General features: G+C 39.6%; 20 protein-coding genes. 8 read left to right on the forward strand and 12 right to left on the reverse strand.

Annotated elements, in window-relative coordinates; all coding sequences use genetic code 11:
- The first annotated feature begins 291 nt into the window (after window positions 1–291).
- The 4 genes from dprA to pfkA all read left to right on the forward strand — a co-directional run bounded on the left by dprA (window position 292) and on the right by pfkA (window position 3,908).
- Window positions 292–1,407 (forward strand): DNA-processing protein DprA, encoded by a 1,116-nt coding sequence (gene dprA / locus INQ00_RS04605; protein ID WP_197547437.1) that lies wholly within the window; start codon window positions 292–294, stop codon window positions 1,405–1,407.
- 63 nt (window positions 1,408–1,470) lie between these two features.
- On the forward strand, window positions 1,471–2,247 hold the full coding sequence (yaaA, locus tag INQ00_RS04610) for a peroxide stress protein YaaA (protein ID WP_197547438.1): 777 nt from the start codon (window positions 1,471–1,473) through the stop codon (window positions 2,245–2,247).
- Window positions 2,240–2,830 (forward strand): HI_0983 family protein, encoded by a 591-nt coding sequence (locus tag INQ00_RS04615; protein ID WP_049370864.1) that lies wholly within the window; start codon window positions 2,240–2,242, stop codon window positions 2,828–2,830. The genes yaaA and INQ00_RS04615 overlap by 8 nt, the downstream gene beginning before the upstream one ends.
- A gap of 112 nt (window positions 2,831–2,942) precedes the next feature.
- Window positions 2,943–3,908: a 6-phosphofructokinase gene (gene pfkA / locus INQ00_RS04620; RefSeq protein WP_049363272.1), complete on the forward strand. Its 966-nt coding sequence runs from the start codon at window positions 2,943–2,945 to the stop codon at window positions 3,906–3,908.
- A 77-nt stretch (window positions 3,909–3,985) separates the two neighbouring features.
- Here pfkA and folA read toward each other — a convergent pair whose 3' ends face one another.
- On the reverse strand, window positions 3,986–4,486 hold the full coding sequence (gene folA, locus INQ00_RS04625; protein WP_197544196.1) for a type 3 dihydrofolate reductase: 501 nt from the start codon (window positions 4,484–4,486) through the stop codon (window positions 3,986–3,988).
- 141 nt (window positions 4,487–4,627) lie between these two features.
- Between folA and proB the strand changes: the two genes are divergently transcribed.
- The gene (gene proB, locus INQ00_RS04630) at window positions 4,628–5,737 is read left to right on the forward strand and encodes a glutamate 5-kinase (RefSeq protein ID WP_197547439.1); all 1,110 of its coding nucleotides are present in this window, start codon (window positions 4,628–4,630) and stop codon (window positions 5,735–5,737) included.
- 112 nt (window positions 5,738–5,849) lie between these two features.
- Complete coding sequence (locus tag INQ00_RS04635) at window positions 5,850–6,230, forward strand: hypothetical protein (protein WP_005696814.1); 381 nt, start codon at window positions 5,850–5,852, stop codon at window positions 6,228–6,230.
- 35 nt (window positions 6,231–6,265) lie between these two features.
- On the opposite strand, the gene bamJ is transcribed toward INQ00_RS04635, so the two are convergent.
- The 3 genes from bamJ to pssA all read right to left on the reverse strand — a co-directional run bounded on the left by bamJ (window position 6,266) and on the right by pssA (window position 9,282).
- Entirely contained in the window at window positions 6,266–6,898 is a 633-nt protein-coding gene (gene bamJ / locus INQ00_RS04640; protein ID WP_111314732.1) for a BamJ family beta-barrel-assembly machinery protein, read from the reverse strand.
- Between the two features lie 21 nt (window positions 6,899–6,919).
- Window positions 6,920–7,789, reverse strand: coding sequence for an archaetidylserine decarboxylase (gene asd, locus INQ00_RS04645; protein WP_197547440.1), 870 nt, complete (start codon window positions 7,787–7,789; stop codon window positions 6,920–6,922).
- A gap of 125 nt (window positions 7,790–7,914) precedes the next feature.
- Window positions 7,915–9,282 carry a CDP-diacylglycerol--serine O-phosphatidyltransferase gene (gene pssA, locus INQ00_RS04650; RefSeq protein WP_197547441.1) on the reverse strand — a complete coding sequence of 456 codons (1,368 nt, stop codon included), beginning with the start codon at window positions 9,280–9,282 and terminating at the stop codon, window positions 7,915–7,917.
- A gap of 149 nt (window positions 9,283–9,431) precedes the next feature.
- Between pssA and INQ00_RS04655 the strand changes: the two genes are divergently transcribed.
- Window positions 9,432–10,508, forward strand: coding sequence for a TrmH family RNA methyltransferase (locus INQ00_RS04655; protein ID WP_197547442.1), 1,077 nt, complete (start codon window positions 9,432–9,434; stop codon window positions 10,506–10,508).
- Between the two features lie 169 nt (window positions 10,509–10,677).
- Entirely contained in the window at window positions 10,678–12,567 is a 1,890-nt protein-coding gene (gss, locus tag INQ00_RS04660) for a bifunctional glutathionylspermidine amidase/synthase (RefSeq protein ID WP_197547443.1), read from the forward strand.
- A 51-nt stretch (window positions 12,568–12,618) separates the two neighbouring features.
- Here the strand turns inward: gss and INQ00_RS04665 are convergent, their stop codons facing one another.
- The 8 genes from INQ00_RS04665 to INQ00_RS04700 all read right to left on the reverse strand — a co-directional run bounded on the left by INQ00_RS04665 (window position 12,619) and on the right by INQ00_RS04700 (window position 19,537).
- Window positions 12,619–13,257: a NapC/NirT family cytochrome c gene (locus INQ00_RS04665; protein WP_005696808.1), complete on the reverse strand. Its 639-nt coding sequence runs from the start codon at window positions 13,255–13,257 to the stop codon at window positions 12,619–12,621.
- Between the two features lie 11 nt (window positions 13,258–13,268).
- Window positions 13,269–13,697 carry a nitrate reductase cytochrome c-type subunit gene (locus INQ00_RS04670; protein WP_049356295.1) on the reverse strand — a complete coding sequence of 143 codons (429 nt, stop codon included), beginning with the start codon at window positions 13,695–13,697 and terminating at the stop codon, window positions 13,269–13,271.
- A 21-nt stretch (window positions 13,698–13,718) separates the two neighbouring features.
- On the reverse strand, window positions 13,719–14,609 hold the full coding sequence (gene napH / locus INQ00_RS04675) for a quinol dehydrogenase ferredoxin subunit NapH (RefSeq protein WP_049374997.1): 891 nt from the start codon (window positions 14,607–14,609) through the stop codon (window positions 13,719–13,721).
- Window positions 14,609–15,514 carry a ferredoxin-type protein NapG gene (napG, locus tag INQ00_RS04680; protein WP_049365641.1) on the reverse strand — a complete coding sequence of 302 codons (906 nt, stop codon included), beginning with the start codon at window positions 15,512–15,514 and terminating at the stop codon, window positions 14,609–14,611. The genes napH and napG overlap by 1 nt, the downstream gene beginning before the upstream one ends.
- A 116-nt stretch (window positions 15,515–15,630) precedes the next feature.
- A complete protein-coding gene (gene napA, locus INQ00_RS04685; RefSeq protein WP_197547444.1) occupies window positions 15,631–18,117 on the reverse strand; it encodes a nitrate reductase catalytic subunit NapA in 2,487 nt (828 codons plus the stop codon).
- A 63-nt stretch (window positions 18,118–18,180) separates the two neighbouring features.
- On the reverse strand, window positions 18,181–18,444 hold the full coding sequence (locus INQ00_RS04690) for a chaperone NapD (protein ID WP_049367905.1): 264 nt from the start codon (window positions 18,442–18,444) through the stop codon (window positions 18,181–18,183).
- Window positions 18,431–18,973, reverse strand: a complete 543-nt coding sequence (napF, locus tag INQ00_RS04695; protein WP_197547445.1) for a ferredoxin-type protein NapF — start codon at window positions 18,971–18,973, stop codon at window positions 18,431–18,433. The genes INQ00_RS04690 and napF overlap by 14 nt, the downstream gene beginning before the upstream one ends.
- Before the next feature lie 222 nt (window positions 18,974–19,195).
- On the reverse strand, window positions 19,196–19,537 hold the full coding sequence (locus INQ00_RS04700; protein WP_005696799.1) for a YggL family protein: 342 nt from the start codon (window positions 19,535–19,537) through the stop codon (window positions 19,196–19,198).
- Window positions 19,538–19,560 lie beyond the last annotated feature (23 nt).

Here is a 19,560-nt window from a genome sequence, read left to right on the forward strand (position 1 = left end):
ATTACGGATAAAAGTTTCGCTGTCAAACCATTTTTTAGTGATTTATATCTAAAATAAATATCTCGACATAATCTTAAAAGTTTATTTATCTAAATTTAATGATTTTACTGGAATTAATATCTAAAAATGGCTTTCAAGAAGTTATTTTTGTCCTGTTTTATTCCTCGTTTCTGGTATGCCGATTTTTTCTAAAATTTTTTCTCTTTTTGCGATCTGAATCGCAAAATTAAGACAAATCTTTCATTTTTGAGACCAATCTCGTCATAATTCTCTTTTTAAAGGAGAGAATAAATGAGCGATTTTGCGTCGATTTTATTGCGGTTGTCACAAGTGCCCAAATTGGGCAGTGTGCGAATTCAACAAATTCTAGCCCACGTAGGTATAGAAGACTTATTAAATTATGATGAAGCTGCATTTCAACAAATGGGGTGGAATGCTTTGCAGATTCGTCGTTGGTTTCAGCCAGAAATGAAATTTATTGAACCTGCTTTGAGCTGGGCAGAAAAAGAAGGCCATCATTTAATACATTGTTTTTCAGATGACTATCCTTTTTTACTCAAACAGATTAGTGGCTTTCCGCCTTTATTATTTGTGAAAGGCAATCTGACCGCACTTTCTGCTCAGCAGATCGCCATGGTTGGGAGCCGTTATTGTTCGGCTTATGGTGAATATTGGGCAAAATATTTTGCGACAGAACTTTCTCTCGCGGGGTTGACGGTCACGAGTGGGCTTGCATTAGGTATCGATGGATTTAGTCATCAAGCGGTGGTGGATATTCAAGGGCAGACCATTGCAGTATTGGGCAGCGGATTAGATCACATTTACCCCGCTAAACATCGCCGATTAGCGGAGCAAATTATCGAAAATAACGGGGCGTTAGTTTCTGAATTTATTCCTACGCAGGCACCGATTGCCGAAAATTTTCCTCGCCGTAATCGCATTATCAGCGGGCTTTCATTAGGAACATTAGTTATTGAAGCAACAGAGAAAAGCGGTTCACTCATTACGGCACGTTATGCCTTAGAACAAAATCGCGATATTTTTGCGTTGCCAGGGAATATTCAAAGTGAATACAGCCAAGGCTGTCATAAACTGATTAAGCAAGGTGCGATGTTAGTGGAAAATGTTAAAGATATTTTAGATAGCCTCAACCATAGCGTTGTTTTTCAGCCGCCATTACATACGCCAATCAATAAGTCGATAGCTCAACCACTTACTGCTCAAATGCCTGCAGTGGAGCCGAATCATCCTGAACTTTATCAACATATCAGTTATACACCGATAAGTCTTGATGATTTATCTGCAACATTGAATTTGCCGGTAGATTTGCTTTTAGTACAGTTATTGGATTTGGAATTACAAGACTTAATCGTCAATGAGAATGGACTCTATAAGCGGATAGCATAAACGGGGTAGAGTGAGGAGGCAATCCTGTGCTAAGATACAGTTCAGTTTTAGAAAGGAGAACCTATGTTAGCCATTATTTCCCCGGCAAAAACCTTAGATTTTGAAAGTGCGGTCAGAAATCTTCCTGTTTCTCAACCGCACTTGACGGATTATAGTGAGCAACTGATTGAAATCTGTCGTCAATTATCTCCCCAAGATCTTTCTTCCTTAATGTCTATCAGCGATAAACTTGCGGGCTTAAATGCCGCTCGCTTTGCAGAATGGACAAAATCTCACAACGAAAAAAATTCACGCGCAGCCATTTTGGCATTCAAAGGTGATGTTTATACCGGTTTAGATGCGGATAGTTTATCTGATGAAGATGTGCAATTTGCTCAACGTCATTTACGTATGCTTTCTGGTTTATATGGCTTACTTAAGCCCCTTGATTTAATGCAACCTTACCGCTTGGAAATGGGCACGAAGTTAGCGAATCCAAAAGGAAAAGATCTTTATGCTTTTTGGGGGAACATCATTACTAAATCTGTGCAACAAGCGCTTGATGAGCAAGGCGATCGTATTTTGATCAATTTAGCTTCTGATGAATACTATAAATCAGTGAAAGAAAGCCAATTAGATGCACAGATTGTTAAGCCTGTTTTCTTAGATAATAAGAATGGTAAATACAAAGTGGTCAGCTTTTATGCGAAAAAAGCCCGTGGTTTAATGTGTCGTTTTATCATTCAAAATCGTTTGGAACGTGTTGAACAACTGAAAGAGTTTGATCTTGGTGGTTATTGGTTTGATTCAGCATCCTCAACTGAAAAAGAATTTGTATTTAAGCGAGATATCAATGAATAAATTCCTGGTTATATTGACCGCACTTTTACTTTCAGGTTGTGCGGCAAAAGTGAGTCAGCTTCAAACACCTGAAAAAATTGAGTATAACGGTAAAACTTATAAGCTTACCGCAAGCCAAGATTTAGATACGATTGCGCGTTACGTTTATATCGCTGAGCCGGAAACCTTGGAAAATTGGAAATCTCAAATTGAAGTATTGCTTGATCGGGATGTTACACGTTCTATTGAGCAACGTGTAGCATTACGTGAAAAAGTGTATCGTAATTTGGGTGTGCAAGATTTCAAAATTCGTGCCAATTCAACGAATCCGAAAAAGCCCGCGACAGAATTAAACGGCTATGTCATTTATGCACCGACAGAACAAAATCCTTCTTGGCAGGTGGATATTGCGAAAGGGAAAAATATTTCCCATTGTGGGTTTGTGCAATACCAATATTCCCAAAAAGTGGAAATGAAAAAGTTTCAGCGCTTAAGCAAAGTAAAAATTGTGAAAAATTTACAAAAGTATCTTGTCGCAAAAGAAAGTAAAACATTGCAAAAAGCAGATCTTTCTTGGAAATGTGAAAGTTATTTCAATCACTAAAATGTATAACTAGATCAAATCCCAAGTAAATTTTCAAAATTTTGCTAGAGCAGAAATAATGGATGGTGTAATCTTAGCACCAATTGTTCTTAAGAATTCAAAGTAGGTAAATATGATTAAAAAAATTGCTGTATTAACCAGTGGTGGTGATGCTCCTGGTATGAATGCTGCTATTCGTGGTGTTGTGCGTGCAGCACTTGCAGAAGGGCTTGATGTATTCGGCATTTATGATGGTTATCAAGGCTTATACAACAATAAAATCAAACAGTTAAACCGTTATAATGTATCAGATATTATTAACCGTGGTGGTACATTCTTAGGTTCTGCTCGTTTCCCTGAATTTAAGGATCCAGCGGTACGTGAAAAATGTGCAGAAATTTTACGTTCACATGGTATTGATGCTTTAGTTGTTATCGGTGGTGATGGTTCTTACATGGGGGCGAAATTGCTCACAGAAGAACATGGTTTCCCTTGCGTGGGTATTCCAGGCACGATTGATAATGATGTGGCAGGTACGGATTACACAATCGGTTATGAAACTGCGCTACAAACAGCGGTGGATGCCATCGACCGTTTACGTGACACCTCAAGTTCTCATCAACGTATTTCTATCGTAGAAATCATGGGCCGTCACTGTAGTGACTTAACTATTTCTGCAGGCATCGCAGGTGGTTGTGAATATATCGTGGCATCTGAAATGGAATTTAATCGTGAAGAATTAATTCGCCAAATTGAGCGCAGTATTATTCGTGGAAAACGCCACGCCATCATTGCGATTACTGAGTTAATCACTGACGTGCATTCTCTCGCTCGTGAAATTGAAGCTCGTGTAGGTCATGAAACCCGTGCAACCGTATTAGGCCATATTCAACGTGGTGGTTCGCCTTGTGCCTTTGACCGTATTTTAGCTTCACGTATGGGCGTATATGCGGTAGATATATTGCTACAAGGTAAAGGTGGCTACTGTGTGGGTATTCAAAATGAAAAATTAGTTCACCACGATATTATTGATGCAATCAACAATATGCGTCGTGAATTTAAAGCAGATTGGTTAGAAATGGCTAAACGCTTAGAATAATCTTTGTAAGGTTATTTAAAATAAAAGAAATCGGGCTAAAGCAATCATTGTTTTAGCCCGATTTTTATCTGTTTAGATTAAGCTTTTAAGTTATTTCTCTTACGCTGCAAAATAAAAACACGACAATCATAGGGATTATCCGCATCCGCTTGGCGATATTCTTCAAACTCGATGTTCCATTCAGCCCAATTAATTTCAGGGAAGAAGGTGTCACCGTCAATGTCTGCTTGAATTTGCGTGAGGTACAATTTATCTGCTTTAGGTAAATATTGTTTAAATAACTCTCCGCCGCCGAGCAACATAATTTCATCAAATTCTTTGACAAAATCGACCGCACTTTCAAAACTATTTTTCCAGATGACACCTTCATGTTCGTAAGGCGTGCGTGAAAGGACAATATTAGTCCGTTTCGGTAGTGGGCGACCAATGCTTTCGAAAGTTTTACGGCCCATAATCACCGGTTTTCCCGTAGTGTTTTTACGAAACCAGGCTAAATCAGCAGGCAAGTGCCAAGGCATTTGATTATCTTTTCCGATGACGTTATTTTTTGTTATCGCAACGATCAAACTTAATGTCATATTTTCTATCCTATTTTTCTTTTTTTGCATTATATCATAGCTATTCAGAAAATCTGAATTTGAGATGGTTTTTTTCGTGATTTTTATTAATTTTAGTGCTAATTTAACCGCACTTTTCTATTTTTTCACTGAGGACAAACTATGTCGGCAAATCGCAAAACAATCGTCGTAAAATTTGGTACTAGCACATTAACACATGGTTCCCCAAAATTGAATGCGCCTCACATGGTCGATATTGTTCGCCAGATTGCCCAGCTTCATCAAGCGGGTTTTCGTGTCGTGATTGTGACATCAGGTGCGATTGCAGCAGGACGGCATTATTTAAATCATCCTCAACTTCCGCCAACCATTGCGTCAAAACAGCTTTTAGCTGCGGTAGGGCAGAGTCAGCTTATTCAAGCCTGGGAAAAATTATTTGCGATTTATGATATTCATATTGGACAAATTTTATTAACTCGTGCCGATATTGAAGACCGTGAACGTTTTTTAAATGCACGCGATACATTACATGCGCTGTTGGACAATCATATTATTCCTGTGATTAATGAGAATGATGCAGTAGCAACAGCTGAGATTAAAGTAGGGGATAACGATAACTTATCGGCATTAGTCGCGATTTTAGTGCAAGCGGAACAACTTTACTTATTAACGGATCAACAAGGTTTGTACGAAAGCGATCCTCGTAAAAATCCAGATGCGAAATTAATTCCTGTAGTTGAGCAAATTACCGATCATATTCGTTCGATTGCAGGCGGTAGTGGTACAAACCTTGGTACTGGCGGGATGAGTACAAAAATCATTGCGGCAGATGTGGCAACGCGTTCAGGTATTGAAACCATTATTGCACCAGGCAGCAGACCTGATGTGATTGTGGATTTAGCCTACGATAAACCAATTGGCACGAAATTTATTGCTCATCACTCAGATCGTCTAGAAAGCCGTAAACAGTGGTTATTTGCAGCACCATCAGCGGGCATACTGACGATTGATGAAGGTGCTGAAAATGCCATGTTAGTACAGAATAAATCGTTGCTGCCTGCAGGGATTATGGCTGTGGAAGGGCGCTTTTCACGTGGTGAAGTCGTCAAAATTAAGAATACCTCAGGTAAAGTGATTGCGCTCGGTATGCCGCGTTATAACAGCGATGCGTTGGAATTAATCAAAGGGAAAAAATCCCAAGAAATTGAACAAATTCTTGGCTATGAGTACGGTGCAGTTGCGTTACATCGTGATGACATGATTGTGCTATAGCTTAAAATAGAAATCGGATCTCTTATATTTTCTGAACCTTCCTTTTATTTTGTTGGTCTATAAAACCATAAAAAGGGCAATAGCCCGATATTAAGTAGTAAAAGGAGACAACATGAGATTAATAGCAACCGTTTTAGCTGTTGGGCTATTAAGTGCTTGTACGCAGGGCTATTATGTAAAACATCGTAGCCCAATTTCAGTGAGCAAACATGTAAAGCGTTTAAATACGACGGTTTGTCATGATAAAGATGACTGGTATTTAGATGGTTATCGTGTAGGAAAAGATTTCCAAGCACAAAGCCAATCTCAATTGAATAAACGAATTAATTATTGTGGCCGACGTGTACCTGAAGAGCTGAGAACCGCATGGTTTAACGGTTTTGATGCAGGCTCAAATGGCGTTCAGATTGATATAGAGGGTTATGATGAGGATGCTCTCTTAACCTATGATTATGACGATGATGATCGTTATAGCGAAGACGAAGAAGAATAAAAAAGTGCGGTTAATTTTAACCGCACTTTTTCTTTTTAAAGAATATCGAGTAATTCAACTTCAAACACTAGGGGTGAGAATGGTGGGATAGATGCGCCCGCACCACGTTCACCGTAAGCCAGTTCGTGTGGAATAGTGAGTTTCCATTTAGAACCAACAGGCATCATTTGTAATGCTTCAACCCAACCACGAATTACGCCATTTACTGGGAATTCAGCTGGTGCACCACGAGCAACAGAACTATCGAATACGGTACCATCTGGTAATGTACCTGTGTAGTGAACACGTACTTTATCAGTTGCAGATGGTTTGTTTCCGTTACCTTCGGTTAAAATTTCGTATTGTAAACCGCTGTCAGTGACGTTTACGCCTGCTTTTTTCGCATTTTCTTCTAAGAATTTTTTACCTTCTTCTTCAATCGCTTTAAATTGCGCTTGTTGTGCTTCAGCCGCTTGTTGTTGAAGCGCTTGAACGGAATGCATTAAATCATTAATTTCTAATGCAGGTTGATTACGATTTAACGCATCAAAAATGCCTTTTGCTACTGCTTCAACAGAAATATCCATTTGGCTATCTGCTAATTGTTGACCGATTTGTAAACCGATACCGTAGCTGCCTTTTTCAGAAATACTTTCTAATTTTACTTGTTCAAAAATTTGAGCTGTCATGTTTTTTCCTTTGTTGTAAAACTATTTTTTCAATGCCAAGATTTCACCCATGCGAACAGGTTCATCAACACTTAAATGATCGGCAATTTGTACTTGGCCAGCTTGGAATAAATTAATCACGGTAGAACCAAGTTGGAACCAACCCATTTCTTGACCTTTGCTTAATTTAACCGCACTTTCACCTTCATAAGTCCACACTTTCACTTCGTTATGACGTGGTGGGTTAATGACGCCAGCCCAAACAGTGCCGATACTTGCAGTAATTGTTGCACCCACTAAGATTTGTACCATAGTACCGAATTCAGTATCAAAGACACAAATCACACGTTCATTACGTGCGAAGAGGTTCGGCACATGTTTCGCTAAAAATGGATTGACGGAGAATAAATCACCCGGTACGTAAATCATTTTGCGAAGTGTACCATCACATGGCATATGCACACGGTGATAATCACGTGGTGATAAATAAGTGGTGACGAATTCCCCATTTTTAAAGGTTTCGGTTAAATCTTTATCTTCCGCTAATAAATCGTTTAAGCTGAAGAAGTGACCTTTTGCTTGTAATAGGCGATCATCATCAATGTGTCCACATTCACTCACACGGCCATCCGCAGGGCAGCAAAGTGCGGTTGGATTTTGGTTAATTGGTCGTGCATTTTCTTTTAATGGACGGATAAAGAATTCATTAAAACTAGCGTAATCACTGAATTTTTCTTTTTCAGCAATGCTCATATCAATGTTGTATTTTTTTGCAAACGCTTTAATCACAAAATGTGTCACTGCGCCCCATTTTTGTTTAGCTAACCAACCTGCTGCTTGTGTCATATAGATTTGTGGCATCACATATTGAAATGCAACTTTTAGGCGTTGCCAATAAGAAATTGGGTTCATTGATTTCTCCGATAAGATTAAAAAGTTGGGCGATTATAACAACTTATTTCACTTGCGCAATGTTAGTTGATATTTTTGCGTAAGATCAAAGCAATAAGCCGACATTTGCCGGCTTATTGTTATGTTTATAAAATCATTTTGACTAATTTATCTGCTTGAATCCGCGCAAATTTCTTCAACAGTTTTTGCACCGGTTCAGGATATTGCGTCAATTCTTCTAATTCAGAATAATCTTGCAATACTTTGGTATGTTGGCGGATGTGCGATAATTCTTTTTCCACTTGTGGCAGAAGTTCTTCTTTCGGGTCGTGGATTAATAATCCATTTTCCGCATCTAAACGCCATGCACGAGGATTCAGGTTGTTCCCTGTTAAAAGAATATACTGATTGTCCACCCAAATCCCTTTGAGGTGATAAGTGTTATCACCATCTTTCCATAAACGCACCGTTAAATGGCCATTTTTAATGTAAGCATCAAATTTCTCGCAGAAACGACGAAGATTGCTTTCATATAAATAAGGCAATGCACCTGCCATTTTAAATGGCTGCTCTGGTGGAATATAGAAATCGTTCGCGACTTTATCACCCACGATAATTTCGACACGCTTTCCTTGTTCTAATAAGCGGGCAAGTTTACTTCTTAACGTGCGAGGGAAGTTGAAATAAGGCGTACAAATCACCAGTTTTTCCTGCACTTGTAAGAATAAATCTTCGATAACTTGGTTTAATTCATTGCCCGATGCACCCAAACCAAAAAGTGGTGAAATGGTTAAAACATCGGAAAAACCAACCGCACTTTCCAACTGATATTCCGCATGGGCAGATAAGTTTTTACGATAAGCTTTTATTGCACTACGAATTTCTTTGGTGCGAGGGCGATTAGCCACATCTAATGGATGTACCGCACTGAAATCCAATAAATAATCATTGATGAAATTCACCATAGAGTCGGCAAGTGCCGCATTGTGAATTTTTTGATAGCGGTCGTAACGGTATTTATCTTGTTGTTGTAAATACACGTTATTGATACTTGCGCCGCTGTAAAGTACGGTATCATCAAACACAAAGCCTTTAATATGCAATACACCGAAGACTTCACGGGTATTAATAGGCACACCGAAGAACATATTTGGTTCATCGGGAAGTTGATAGGTTTGGCGTTGTTCACAATACCAATCAGCGTTAGTGGCAGATTTTTCTGCACCGAGTAAATTGCGTTGTCCGCGATGCCAATCTACTAAAATTTTCACATCCAATTCAGGATGATCTTGTTTTACGCGATAAATCTCATTGAGAATTTCTTGTCCTGCTTCATCTTTTTGCCAATAAAGTGCGGTCACGTAAATGCGTTTTTTAGCTTGGCGAATTAATTCTATAATTTGTGCTTTGAATTCAAGCGGACTAAACAGAAACTCAACCTGTTCAGCCTGTAAAGGAAGAAAAGGCAAATTTTTTAAATTTTGTTCTGCTCGTTTAGCTTTATTGATTAACATAATCCATCTCTACACTAAAAATTAATGCTCTAGTTTACAATATTTCCTTTGAGGATTGATAGAAAAAAGGTTTTTTTTCGTTATAATGCTCACAAATTTTCGCATTTTTTGGCGAATTATTATCCAATTTTTCCTTCGAGAAGCAAATTATGAGCAATTCACGCAAACCATCATTCCAAACCAATTCCACTAAATCTTTTCAAGAGCGTAACCCAAAACGTGCATTTAATGATAAAGAACGTCGTTTTGATGATCATCGTAATAATGAAAAATGTGAGGGAAATCGACCGCACTTTGATAAAAAACGGGATGATCGCAAGCCTTCTCGTGGCTTCCAACAGCAAGAAGTGAGAGAACCAAAAATTGCTGAACTTTCATTAAATAAAGCCAATGGTGAAAGTGGCTCGGTAAAAGTAATGGTGAAAAGTACGGGCGTGAGCTATAAACCGAAAGAAAAGAAAACAGGCGCATTATCACCACGCGCACCAGAGAAAATTAAAAAGAACCGCGCTGAAGAAATGAAAGTGTATGGTGAAAATGCGTGCTTAGAATTGTTTGCAGAGCGTCCTGAGAGCATTGTTCGCGTATGGTCAACGGTGCAAATGGCGCATCGAATTGGCGAGATTTTCAGTTATTTAGCCGCGAATAAAAAAGTATATCACGTGGTGGATAGCGATGAGCTAAGCTTAGTAAGTGGCACTGAGCATCATGGCGGCATTTGTATGTTAGTGAAAAAACAACGTACTTTTTCTTTGCAAGGTTATTTAGATGTCCCGCGTCAAGAAGATTGCTTAGTGGTGCTTGATCAAGTTAATAATGCGCAAAACCTAGGTGGCGTTGTGCGTACTTGCGTCTTCTATGGCATTAAAAATGTGGTAACAAATCAAGTTGAACAGCTTTATGCACCGGCTGCGATGCGTGTAGCTGAAGGCGGAATGGAGCATATTCGTATTTTAGAAACAGAAAGTACTGAAATTGCTTTAGAGGCTTTACGTAAGGCTGGCTATCAGATTATTCATGTATCAACCAATAAACAACAAGGCGTTGCGTTGGAACAACTCAAATTTGCGGAGAAAGTCGCGCTGGTATTGAGTGAGGGCAGTACGGATGATATTCGTGAGAAACAAGATGTAAATGTGCGTCTTTCTTTAAGCAATCCATTAAAAACAGGATTAAATATTGCGGTAAATGCAGGGATTTTATTAGCATATTGGTATGTGAAATAACCTTAAGTGCGGTTATTTTGAGGTTTGTTTTGGGGCTGACATCTGTCAGCCCTTTTTCTTTTTCAAAATTGTGTGAGATTCAAATTTCAATATTTCTTGTAAAAGCCTTTGGGGGAAATCAGACAAAAGATCTATACTATTTCTAGTCGTTATTTAACAGGGAGTTTTTATGCCTGAACGTTCAGCAAACATCAGTACACACGATCCTTTCGGGAGCTTATTAGGCTATGCACCGGGTGGCATTGCGATTTATTCATCCGATTATCATACAGCAGATGAGAAAGAGTATCCCGATGATGCCGCCTTTCGCAGTTATTTAGGACGAGAGTATATGGGATATAAATGGCAGTGTGTGGAGTTTGCACGTCGCTATCTCTATCTCAACCATGGCATGGTATTTACTGATGTAGGAATGGCTTACGAGATCTTTTCTTTACGATTTTTACGTCAAGTAGTGAATGATGCCTTATTACCTTTACAAGCCTTTGCAAATGGTTGTAAACGTAAGCCTGAAGCAGGTGCATTGTTAATTTGGCAGGAGGGCGGTGAATTTAAACATACGGGGCATGTGGCGATCATTACCGAGGTATTAGAAGATAAAATTCGCATTGCCGAGCAAAACGTGATTCACTCTCGCTTACCAAGTGGACAGCAATGGACTCGTGAATTACCGATGACGGTTTCCGAAAGTGGTTATTTTCTGCATGATACCTTTGATGATACAGAAATTTTAGGTTGGATGATCCAAACAGAAGATACCGAATACAGTCTGCCGCGGCCAACACCAGAAAAAGAGAAACTTGAGATTCATGCTGAACATATAGAAAACAATGGTCAGTTTGAGCATAAATGGCTGAATGAGCAAAACGAATTTGAAGCGGCATATGTGAAAGCAATGGGTGGGCATAAAGTCAGCCATTCGGATCAATATCGCTATTTTACGATATCTGAAACAGCACAACATGAGTTAATTCGTGCAACTAATGAATTGCATTTAATGTATTTGCATGCCACAGATAAAGTTTTAAAAGACGATAAGTTATTGCAATATTTTAATATTCCTAAATTGCTTTGGCCTCGCTTACGTTTATCTTGGCAAAATCGCCGTTATCAAACCATAACGGGACGTTTAGATTTCTGTATGGATAGTCGAGGATTGAAAGTGTATGAATACAACGCAGATTCAGCCTCTTGTCATGCGGAAGCCGGTGAGTTTATGAATCGATGGGCAATCCAAGGCGGATTGAATATTGGTGAAAATCCTGCTGATGGTTTACGTAATGCATTAGCGGATTGTTGGAAACACAGTGAAGCTACGCCGCTTGTTCATATTATGCAAGATCATGATGATGAAGAAGATTACCACGCATTGTTTATGCGTAACGCACTGGTTCAAGCCGGATTTCGAGCCAAAATTATTCATGGCACAGAGGGATTGCATTGGGATAGTCGTGGCCGTTTGATTGATGATGAAGATAACCAAGTAAAAACAGTATGGAAAACGTGGGCCTGGGAAACCATGTTGGAGCAACTTCGTGAAGATGCAACAGGCATGGAGGTCGCACCACCAATTCGTACAGGCTATCCGGAAGATAAAGTGCGGTTAATTGACGTGTTACTTCGTCCAGAAGTTCTAGTTTATGAACCACTTTGGACAGCGATTCCAAGTAATAAAGCGATCTTACCAGTATTGTGGTCATTATTCCCAAACCATCGTTATCTACTAGAAGCAGGATTTGAATTGACACCTGAGCTGATTAAAAATGGTTACGCACAAAAGCCAATTGCAGGTCGCCGTGGTGATAATGTGAAATTGATTGGTGAGTGTAAGTCGGTGCTTGATAGTAAAGATGGTCGTTTTGGTAAGCAGGAGAGTATTTATCAACAGCTTTGGTGTTTACCAAAAGTGGAAGACCAATATGTTCAGGTCTGTACTTTTACTGTAGGTGGGCATTATGGTGGTAGCTGTTTACGCTCAGACCCGAGTTTGGTTATTATGGGGAATAGCGACATGCAACCACTAAGGGTATTATCTGATAAAGATTTCCTTAAAAAATAAAAACAAAATGGGCACTCAAAATGAGTGCCGATTTATTATTTTGCTATAAGATTATTTTGCATCTTTGTTATCTGCAGGTTTTTCATTTGCTTTTAACATATCCGCTGGAATAAAGCTTTGTTGTACTTTTTCCATGTGTGGAAGGTTATGTGCAATACCTTTGTGACAATCGATACAGGTTTTGTTTTGTTCCTGTGCAAGTGCATGCATTTGTTGTGCCACGGTTTTTTGTTGAGTAAAGTCCATGTCATTGAAGTTATGGCAGTTACGGCACTCTTGTGAGTTATTCGCTTTCATACGCGCCCATTCGCGTTCAGCCATTTCTAAACGATGTTTTTCGAATTTTTCTTTAGTATCGACTTTACCTGTAAAGTGAGCATAAACTTCAGTCGATGCCTGCATTTTACGAACCATTTTTGGAATAAATTCATGTGGAACGTGACAGTCTGAACAAATTGCTTTCACACCTGAACGGTTACTAAAGTGGATTGACGCTTGGTACTCAGGTACAACGTCATTAGTATGACAGTCTGAACAGAATTGCTCTGTATTAGTTGTCGCCATTCCAGCATTAAACAGGTTAGTTCCAACGATAGTACCAATGATAGTTAATAAAATAACCCCACCAATTGCCATTTTGCTCGGAGAGCGTAACCAACGGCAAACTTTCTGAATGCTTGATTTAATCATGGTTTAGCTCCTTATTTACCTTGCATTTGACGAATAGTTTCAAATTTATTTTGGATAATTGGGTTCACGTTAGTTTGTTGAACGTGGCATTGTAAACAGAAATAACGACGTGGCGAAGTGCCTTCTGTTTTTTGTCCATCACGTGTTAAAAAATGGCTTTCAGGTACGCGAGGTGCACCCGTTGTTGGAGCAACATCCGGAGAGTGACAGCCTAAACATTGGTTAGCATTCTTAGTCACTTGTAAACCACGAATGCTGTGTGGAACAAGTGGTGGTTGGTGAGGGAAGGTTACAGGAATATTACCAACATCTTTATAAGGATTCGTAAATGCTGGTGCAATACTTTCTGCTGTTTTATCAATGCTGTTTGCAACTTGCGGCGCATCGGCAAATGCCAATCCACTACATAAAGCCAGCATGAAAATAAATGATTTTTTCATGAAATCCACTCCATTAAATAATTAAATATTTTTAATTTTTATTTGTTTCTCAAAGCGAGAGCCAAATGTAAATACATTTTCTGCGCAAACGTCAATACAGCGTCCACAAGTAATACAATCTTTTGCCAATATAATTTGGCTATCTTCAGGTCCACCGTGTAAAGGAAGTCTTAATACTTGCGGTTCTGGGCAAACATTATAACAGTCCATACAACGGTCACAGCGATCGCGATCGACTACATTAATTTTTATCAGGCTTTTAGCACCAATGACACCATATATCGCACCAATTGGACAAAGGTGACCACACCAGCCATGCTCAGCAACAAGTAAGTCAAATAAAAAGATGACTGTGACCAACCAAAGGGTTGCGCCTGTTCCAAAGACAAAGATGCGTCCAAGTGCTGCGACTGGGTTTATCCACTCCCATAAGAGTGTCCCCGTTATTGCACTACCAACTAAAATCACGGCTAAAATCACATAGCGAAGTTGGCGTGAAATTTTTAATGATTGTCGAATACCTAATTTTCTACGTAACCAAGCTGCAGCATCTGTTACCATATTCATTGGGCAAACCCAACTACAAAAGGCTTTGCTTGCAACGATAGCGTAGAATATGACAATCACTAAGGCACCAATAATCGTTGTGATTTCTGGTAGGTAACCTGTCACTAAACTTTCAGCGGTAATCAATGGATCTGTCAATGGCACAGTATCCAAAAGCATGCTTGAGCTGTAATTGCCTTTTAGAATCCAAACTTGCCAAATTGGGCCACTTAAGAACATTAAAATAATACTTAATTGACTGATTCGACGTAGAATTAAAAAGCGATAAGCATGCCACCAACCGAGTTTTTGGCGAGCTTCTAAGCCTGCATCTTTAGGCTTATTCGGGGTATATTTTTCAGCCATTATTTAACCCCCTTAATGTTTAAGTCCAGATTTGGGAATTGCTCTGCTTCCGGAACTGTTGTTGGATTTGGTACATAATCCATTGTTGCACGGTTTGGTGTTGCCACTTTTTGGTTCGGTTGAACTTGCATTGGCTGATAAACCGGCTCATGTGAGCCTTCCGGCATACGAGCATCCATTGCTGGACGTAAGCCATCCGGATGTTGCTCCTCAATTAAGGATTTTCCGGCATTTTGTTTTTCTTTCCAGCCTAAGCGATAGTGGCGACCGAGTAGTCCTTTGGCGATATCCATCGGTAAGACTTTAATTGCCGCTTCTTCTAATACACAAGCTTGTTCGCATTTACCGCATCCGGTGCAAGCATCAGAGTGAACAGTTGGAATAAGCTTTGCATGAATCCCTGTACGATCATTGTGGATACGTTCAAGTGTAATTGCTTTATCCACTAATGGACAAACGCGGTAACACACATCACAACGCAACCCTTGCCAGTTAAGACAAGTTTCATGGTCTAGCAATACGGCTAACCCCATTCTCGCATCATTGATGTCTTTAAGTTCCTCACTTAATGCGCCACTTGGGCAAGCATTCATACAAGGAATATCCGGACACATTTCGCAAGGTTTATCCCGAGCGATAAAATAAGGTGTGCCAGCTTCCATTGGTGAAATCAGCGAAGCTAAATGCAACATATCATATGGACACGCTTGGACGCATTGTCCGCAACGGGTACAAGCTGCCAAGAAATCCTTTTCCGGTAAAGCACCAGGTGGACGCAAGGCGATTCCTTCTTTAGCTTTAGCTTGTTGTTGCTGTAAGCCAAGAATAATACCAACCCCACACACTCCGGCAGCCGTTCTTGTCACATTTTTTAAAAACTGACGACGGTTAGGATCAAGTCTCATCTGCGTTTCCTTTTATAAGCGGCCTGATTTTGTAAAAATGTTGCAAAATTTGACCGCTCTTATTTTAAATTCCCCTCTCTTGAAAGAGAGGAGCGACTAGAAACGAAAGGAAAATCCTACGCTTTTTCCACTTTAACCGCACATTTTTTGAAGTCGGTTTCGCCTGAAATTGGATCGGTTGCATCCAATGTTAATTTGTTCGCAAGCTGACCCGCATCAAAGAAGGTGGTATAAATTAAGCCCTGAGGACATTTGTTACGACCACGGGTATCTAAGTAAGTGATCATTTCACCACGACGAGTGATTAACTTCACTTTATCCCCATGACGTAAGCCATATTTTTTCGCATCCGCAGGGTGCATCCAAACTAAGTTGTTCGGGAATGCACGGTGTAATTCAGGTACACGACGAGTCATGGTACCGGTATGCCAGTGCTCAAGTACACGACCAGTACATAACCATAATGGATATTCTTCATCCGGTGATTCTGCAGGTGCTTCATAAGGAACACCTAGAATAATCGCTTTTTTATCTGGATAGCCATAGAATGCGATATCTTCACCTGGTTTGACATACGGGTCAAAGCCTTCACGGTAACGCCATAAGGTTTCTTTACCGTCAACAACCGGCCAACGTAAACCACGTACTTGGTGATAAGTATCGAATGGTGCTAAGTCATGACCATGACCACGACCGAAGTCAGCGTATTCTTCGAATAAACCTTTTTGTAGGTAGTAACCAAAGTGATCGGCTTCATCATTGATGTATCCCGGAACATCCGTTGGTACTTTAAATTTGTTTACTTCACCATTTTCGTAAAGCACTTCGTATAAGGTTTTGCCACGATATTCAGGCATTTGAGCTAATAACTCTTCACCCCATACTTCATCAGTTTTGAAGTATTTAGCAAATTCAACAATTTGCCATAAGTCAGAACGAGACTCACCTGGGCCTTTTACTTGTTGACGCCATAATTGGGTACGACGTTCAGCGTTACCATAACCCCCTTCTTTTTCTACCCACATACAAGTTGGAAGAATTAAGTCAGCCGCAACAGCAGAAACTGATGGGTAAGGGTCTGAAACAACGATAAAGTTCTCAGGGTTACGCCAACCAGGGAAAATTTCGTCATTGATATTCGGACCGCCTTGCATGTTGTTGGTGGACATTTGCCATAAGAAATTTAGTTTACCGTCTTTTAAGGCACGGCTTTGTTGTACCGCTGGATAGCCAGGTACAGTTGGGATAGTGCCTTTTGGTAATTTCCATTTTTTCTCTGTAATTTCAACGTGTTTTGGATTGGTTACTACCATGTCTGCTGGTAAACGGTGAACGAAAGTACCTACTTCACGTGCTGTACCACAAGCTGAAGGTTGACCAGTTAATGAGAACGGACCACAACCTGGTTTAGAAATTTTACCGGTTAATAAGTGTACGTTATAGATCATGTGGTTAACCCATACACCACGAGTGTGTTGGTTAAAGCCCATTGTCCAGTAAGATACTAAGTTTTGTTCTGGATCTGCGTACATCTTCGCAAGAGTTTCAAGCTGATCTTTTGGTACACCAGAAATACGGTGTGCTTCATCTAATGTATAAGGTGCAACGATTTTCTTGAATTCTTCGAAGTCAGAATCGTGCATTTTACCTGCGGTTTTACGGTTTTTCGCAGCAACTTCAAGCGGATGTTCTGGGCGTAAACCATAACCGATATCGGTTTCACCACGTTTGAATTTAGTGTGTTTATTAACGAAATCCCAGTTTACTTTATCGTTTTGGATAATGTAGTTAGCGATATAGTTAAGAATTGCAAGGTCTGAATGTGGATTAAACACGATAGGCACATCAGCTAATTCAAACGAACGGTGTTCGAATGTTGACATAACCACCACTTTCACATTATCAGAAGAAAGACGACGGTCAGAAATACGAGACCATAAAATTGGGTGCATTTCCGCCATGTTTGAACCCCAAAGCACAAATGCATCGGTTTTCTCGATATCGTTATAGCAACCCATTGGTTCATCCATACCGAATGTACGCATAAATGCAACCGCTGCAGACGCCATACAGTGACGAGCATTCGGGTCGATAGTATTAGAACGGAAACCAGCTTTCCAAAGTTTTACTTTTGCGTAACCTTCGTAGATGGTTGTTTGACCGGAAGAGAACATCCCAACAGCATTTGGTTCTTTTTTCTTCAAGATGTCTTTGATTTTTTCCGCCATGATAGTGAAAGCTTGATCCCAAGAAACGGGTGTAAAGTCACCTTCTTTATGGAATTTACCATCTTTCATACGTAATAACGGAGTTTGTACACGGTCTGCACCGTACATGATTTTAGAAAGGAAGTAACCTTTGATACAGTTTAAACCACGGTTTACCTCTGCATCTGGGTCACCTTGAGTTGCGACAACTCGACCATCTTTGGTTCCTACCAATACGCTACATCCTGTACCACAGAAACGACATGGCGCTTTATCCCATTTGATGCCCATATCTTCTGCCGCATCAACCTGTTTAACAGGGATGGTCATACCGGCAGCCGCTGCTGCTGCAAGCGCAGCATTGGCTTTCATAAAATCTCTACGATTAAGTTCCATAGTTTTCCCCACTCGTTGTTGAATTTTTTAGAATATACAAAATGGCATGTATACCTAAATTATTTATTTTTCATCTAAGTAATTCGAAATTAAAGAAACGACAATTACTCCTGGGATATCTTTAATTTCATCCATAAGATCCGCTAATGCTAATTGACGGTTACTTTCAAGGGTGACCACCAATTTGCCTTCATCAGATTTTTCGCCATGAATCTCAGCGGTTGGAATCGCTAAAATGGCTTCTTTGACTTGGTTAAGTTTTTCTGGTCTGGCTTGCACAACAATGCTGCATACATACCAGTTCTCATTTTCGCTAAATTGACTCATCGATATTTGTTTCAATATTAAAAATTTTTATTGCTTTTGTCGGGCAAACACTTAGGCAAGCGCCACAACCATTACAGCTTTCTAAATCCAATATGGGTTTTGCTACACCACCAAGTTGCAATCGAAAACGGATGGCATTCATCGGGCAGCTATCTTGGCAACTTCGACATTCCACTCGATTTTCCGTTAGGCATTGCGTTGTAATTTCAACTTTATGTGTCCAAGGCTCTTCTTCTAATGAGTGAAAAATTGGTTGTTCACAAACTAAAACACATTTTTGACAGAAAGTGCACTCGCCCTTGTCAAATTGTATTTCAGGAAAGCCACCATCGCCTTTTACGATAATTTGGGTTTCACATATCAGTATGCAATCACCGCATCGAGTGCATTTATCTGTAAAGTCTGCTTCATTTACCGACCAAGGTGGACGTATAGCATTGATACCTTGAATTTTAGCGTTTTCAGAATGTAACGATTGTAAAAATTGCCCACGTAATAATTGTCTGCGAGAAGGATTTTCAATCGCCATATTTTTCTTTAAAGTTCGGTATTTTCAAGGGGAGCATTATCTAGCTCCGATAACAAAATAGTAACTACCTAAAAGGAGTAGTTTTTAAGAAATATACACTTTTCTTGAGGTAGATCAAGGATATTTTGAAAGGAAATTAGGAATGTAAATAAATTGTTAAAATATAAGTGAAAATGATTATTAAATAGGGCGGATAATCCGCCCTGAAGTGTGCTTAAAATATTATGCGTTTTTTGTTGGGTAATCCCACCAAATATCGAATAATTCACTGATTTCGATTTGTTGCAATTTATTCTCTTCTAACCATTTTTGTACTAATTGGCGATGGCTTTCATCACATTTGCCAATTTTTTCTAAGCAAACTAAGCCTTCCCAATGTAAATAGCCGCTACCTTCATAAGCTAAGCCGTTTGGTTGAATCACTTCAGCAATAAAACGATCAACGGTTTCATCGATAGTTTCGATGCTGGTTCCTTCAGCAAATTGCCAATTCACTAAAAAGCCTAATTCTTGGAATTCAGCTAAGTGAAGTTTTTTACGTTGACGTTGATTACGAGTTTTCATTTTCAATGTTCTCCTATGTTAAG

Origin of the sequence: Haemophilus parainfluenzae (assembly GCF_014931275.1) — a bacterium.
Taxonomy (GTDB): domain Bacteria; phylum Pseudomonadota; class Gammaproteobacteria; order Enterobacterales; family Pasteurellaceae; genus Haemophilus_D.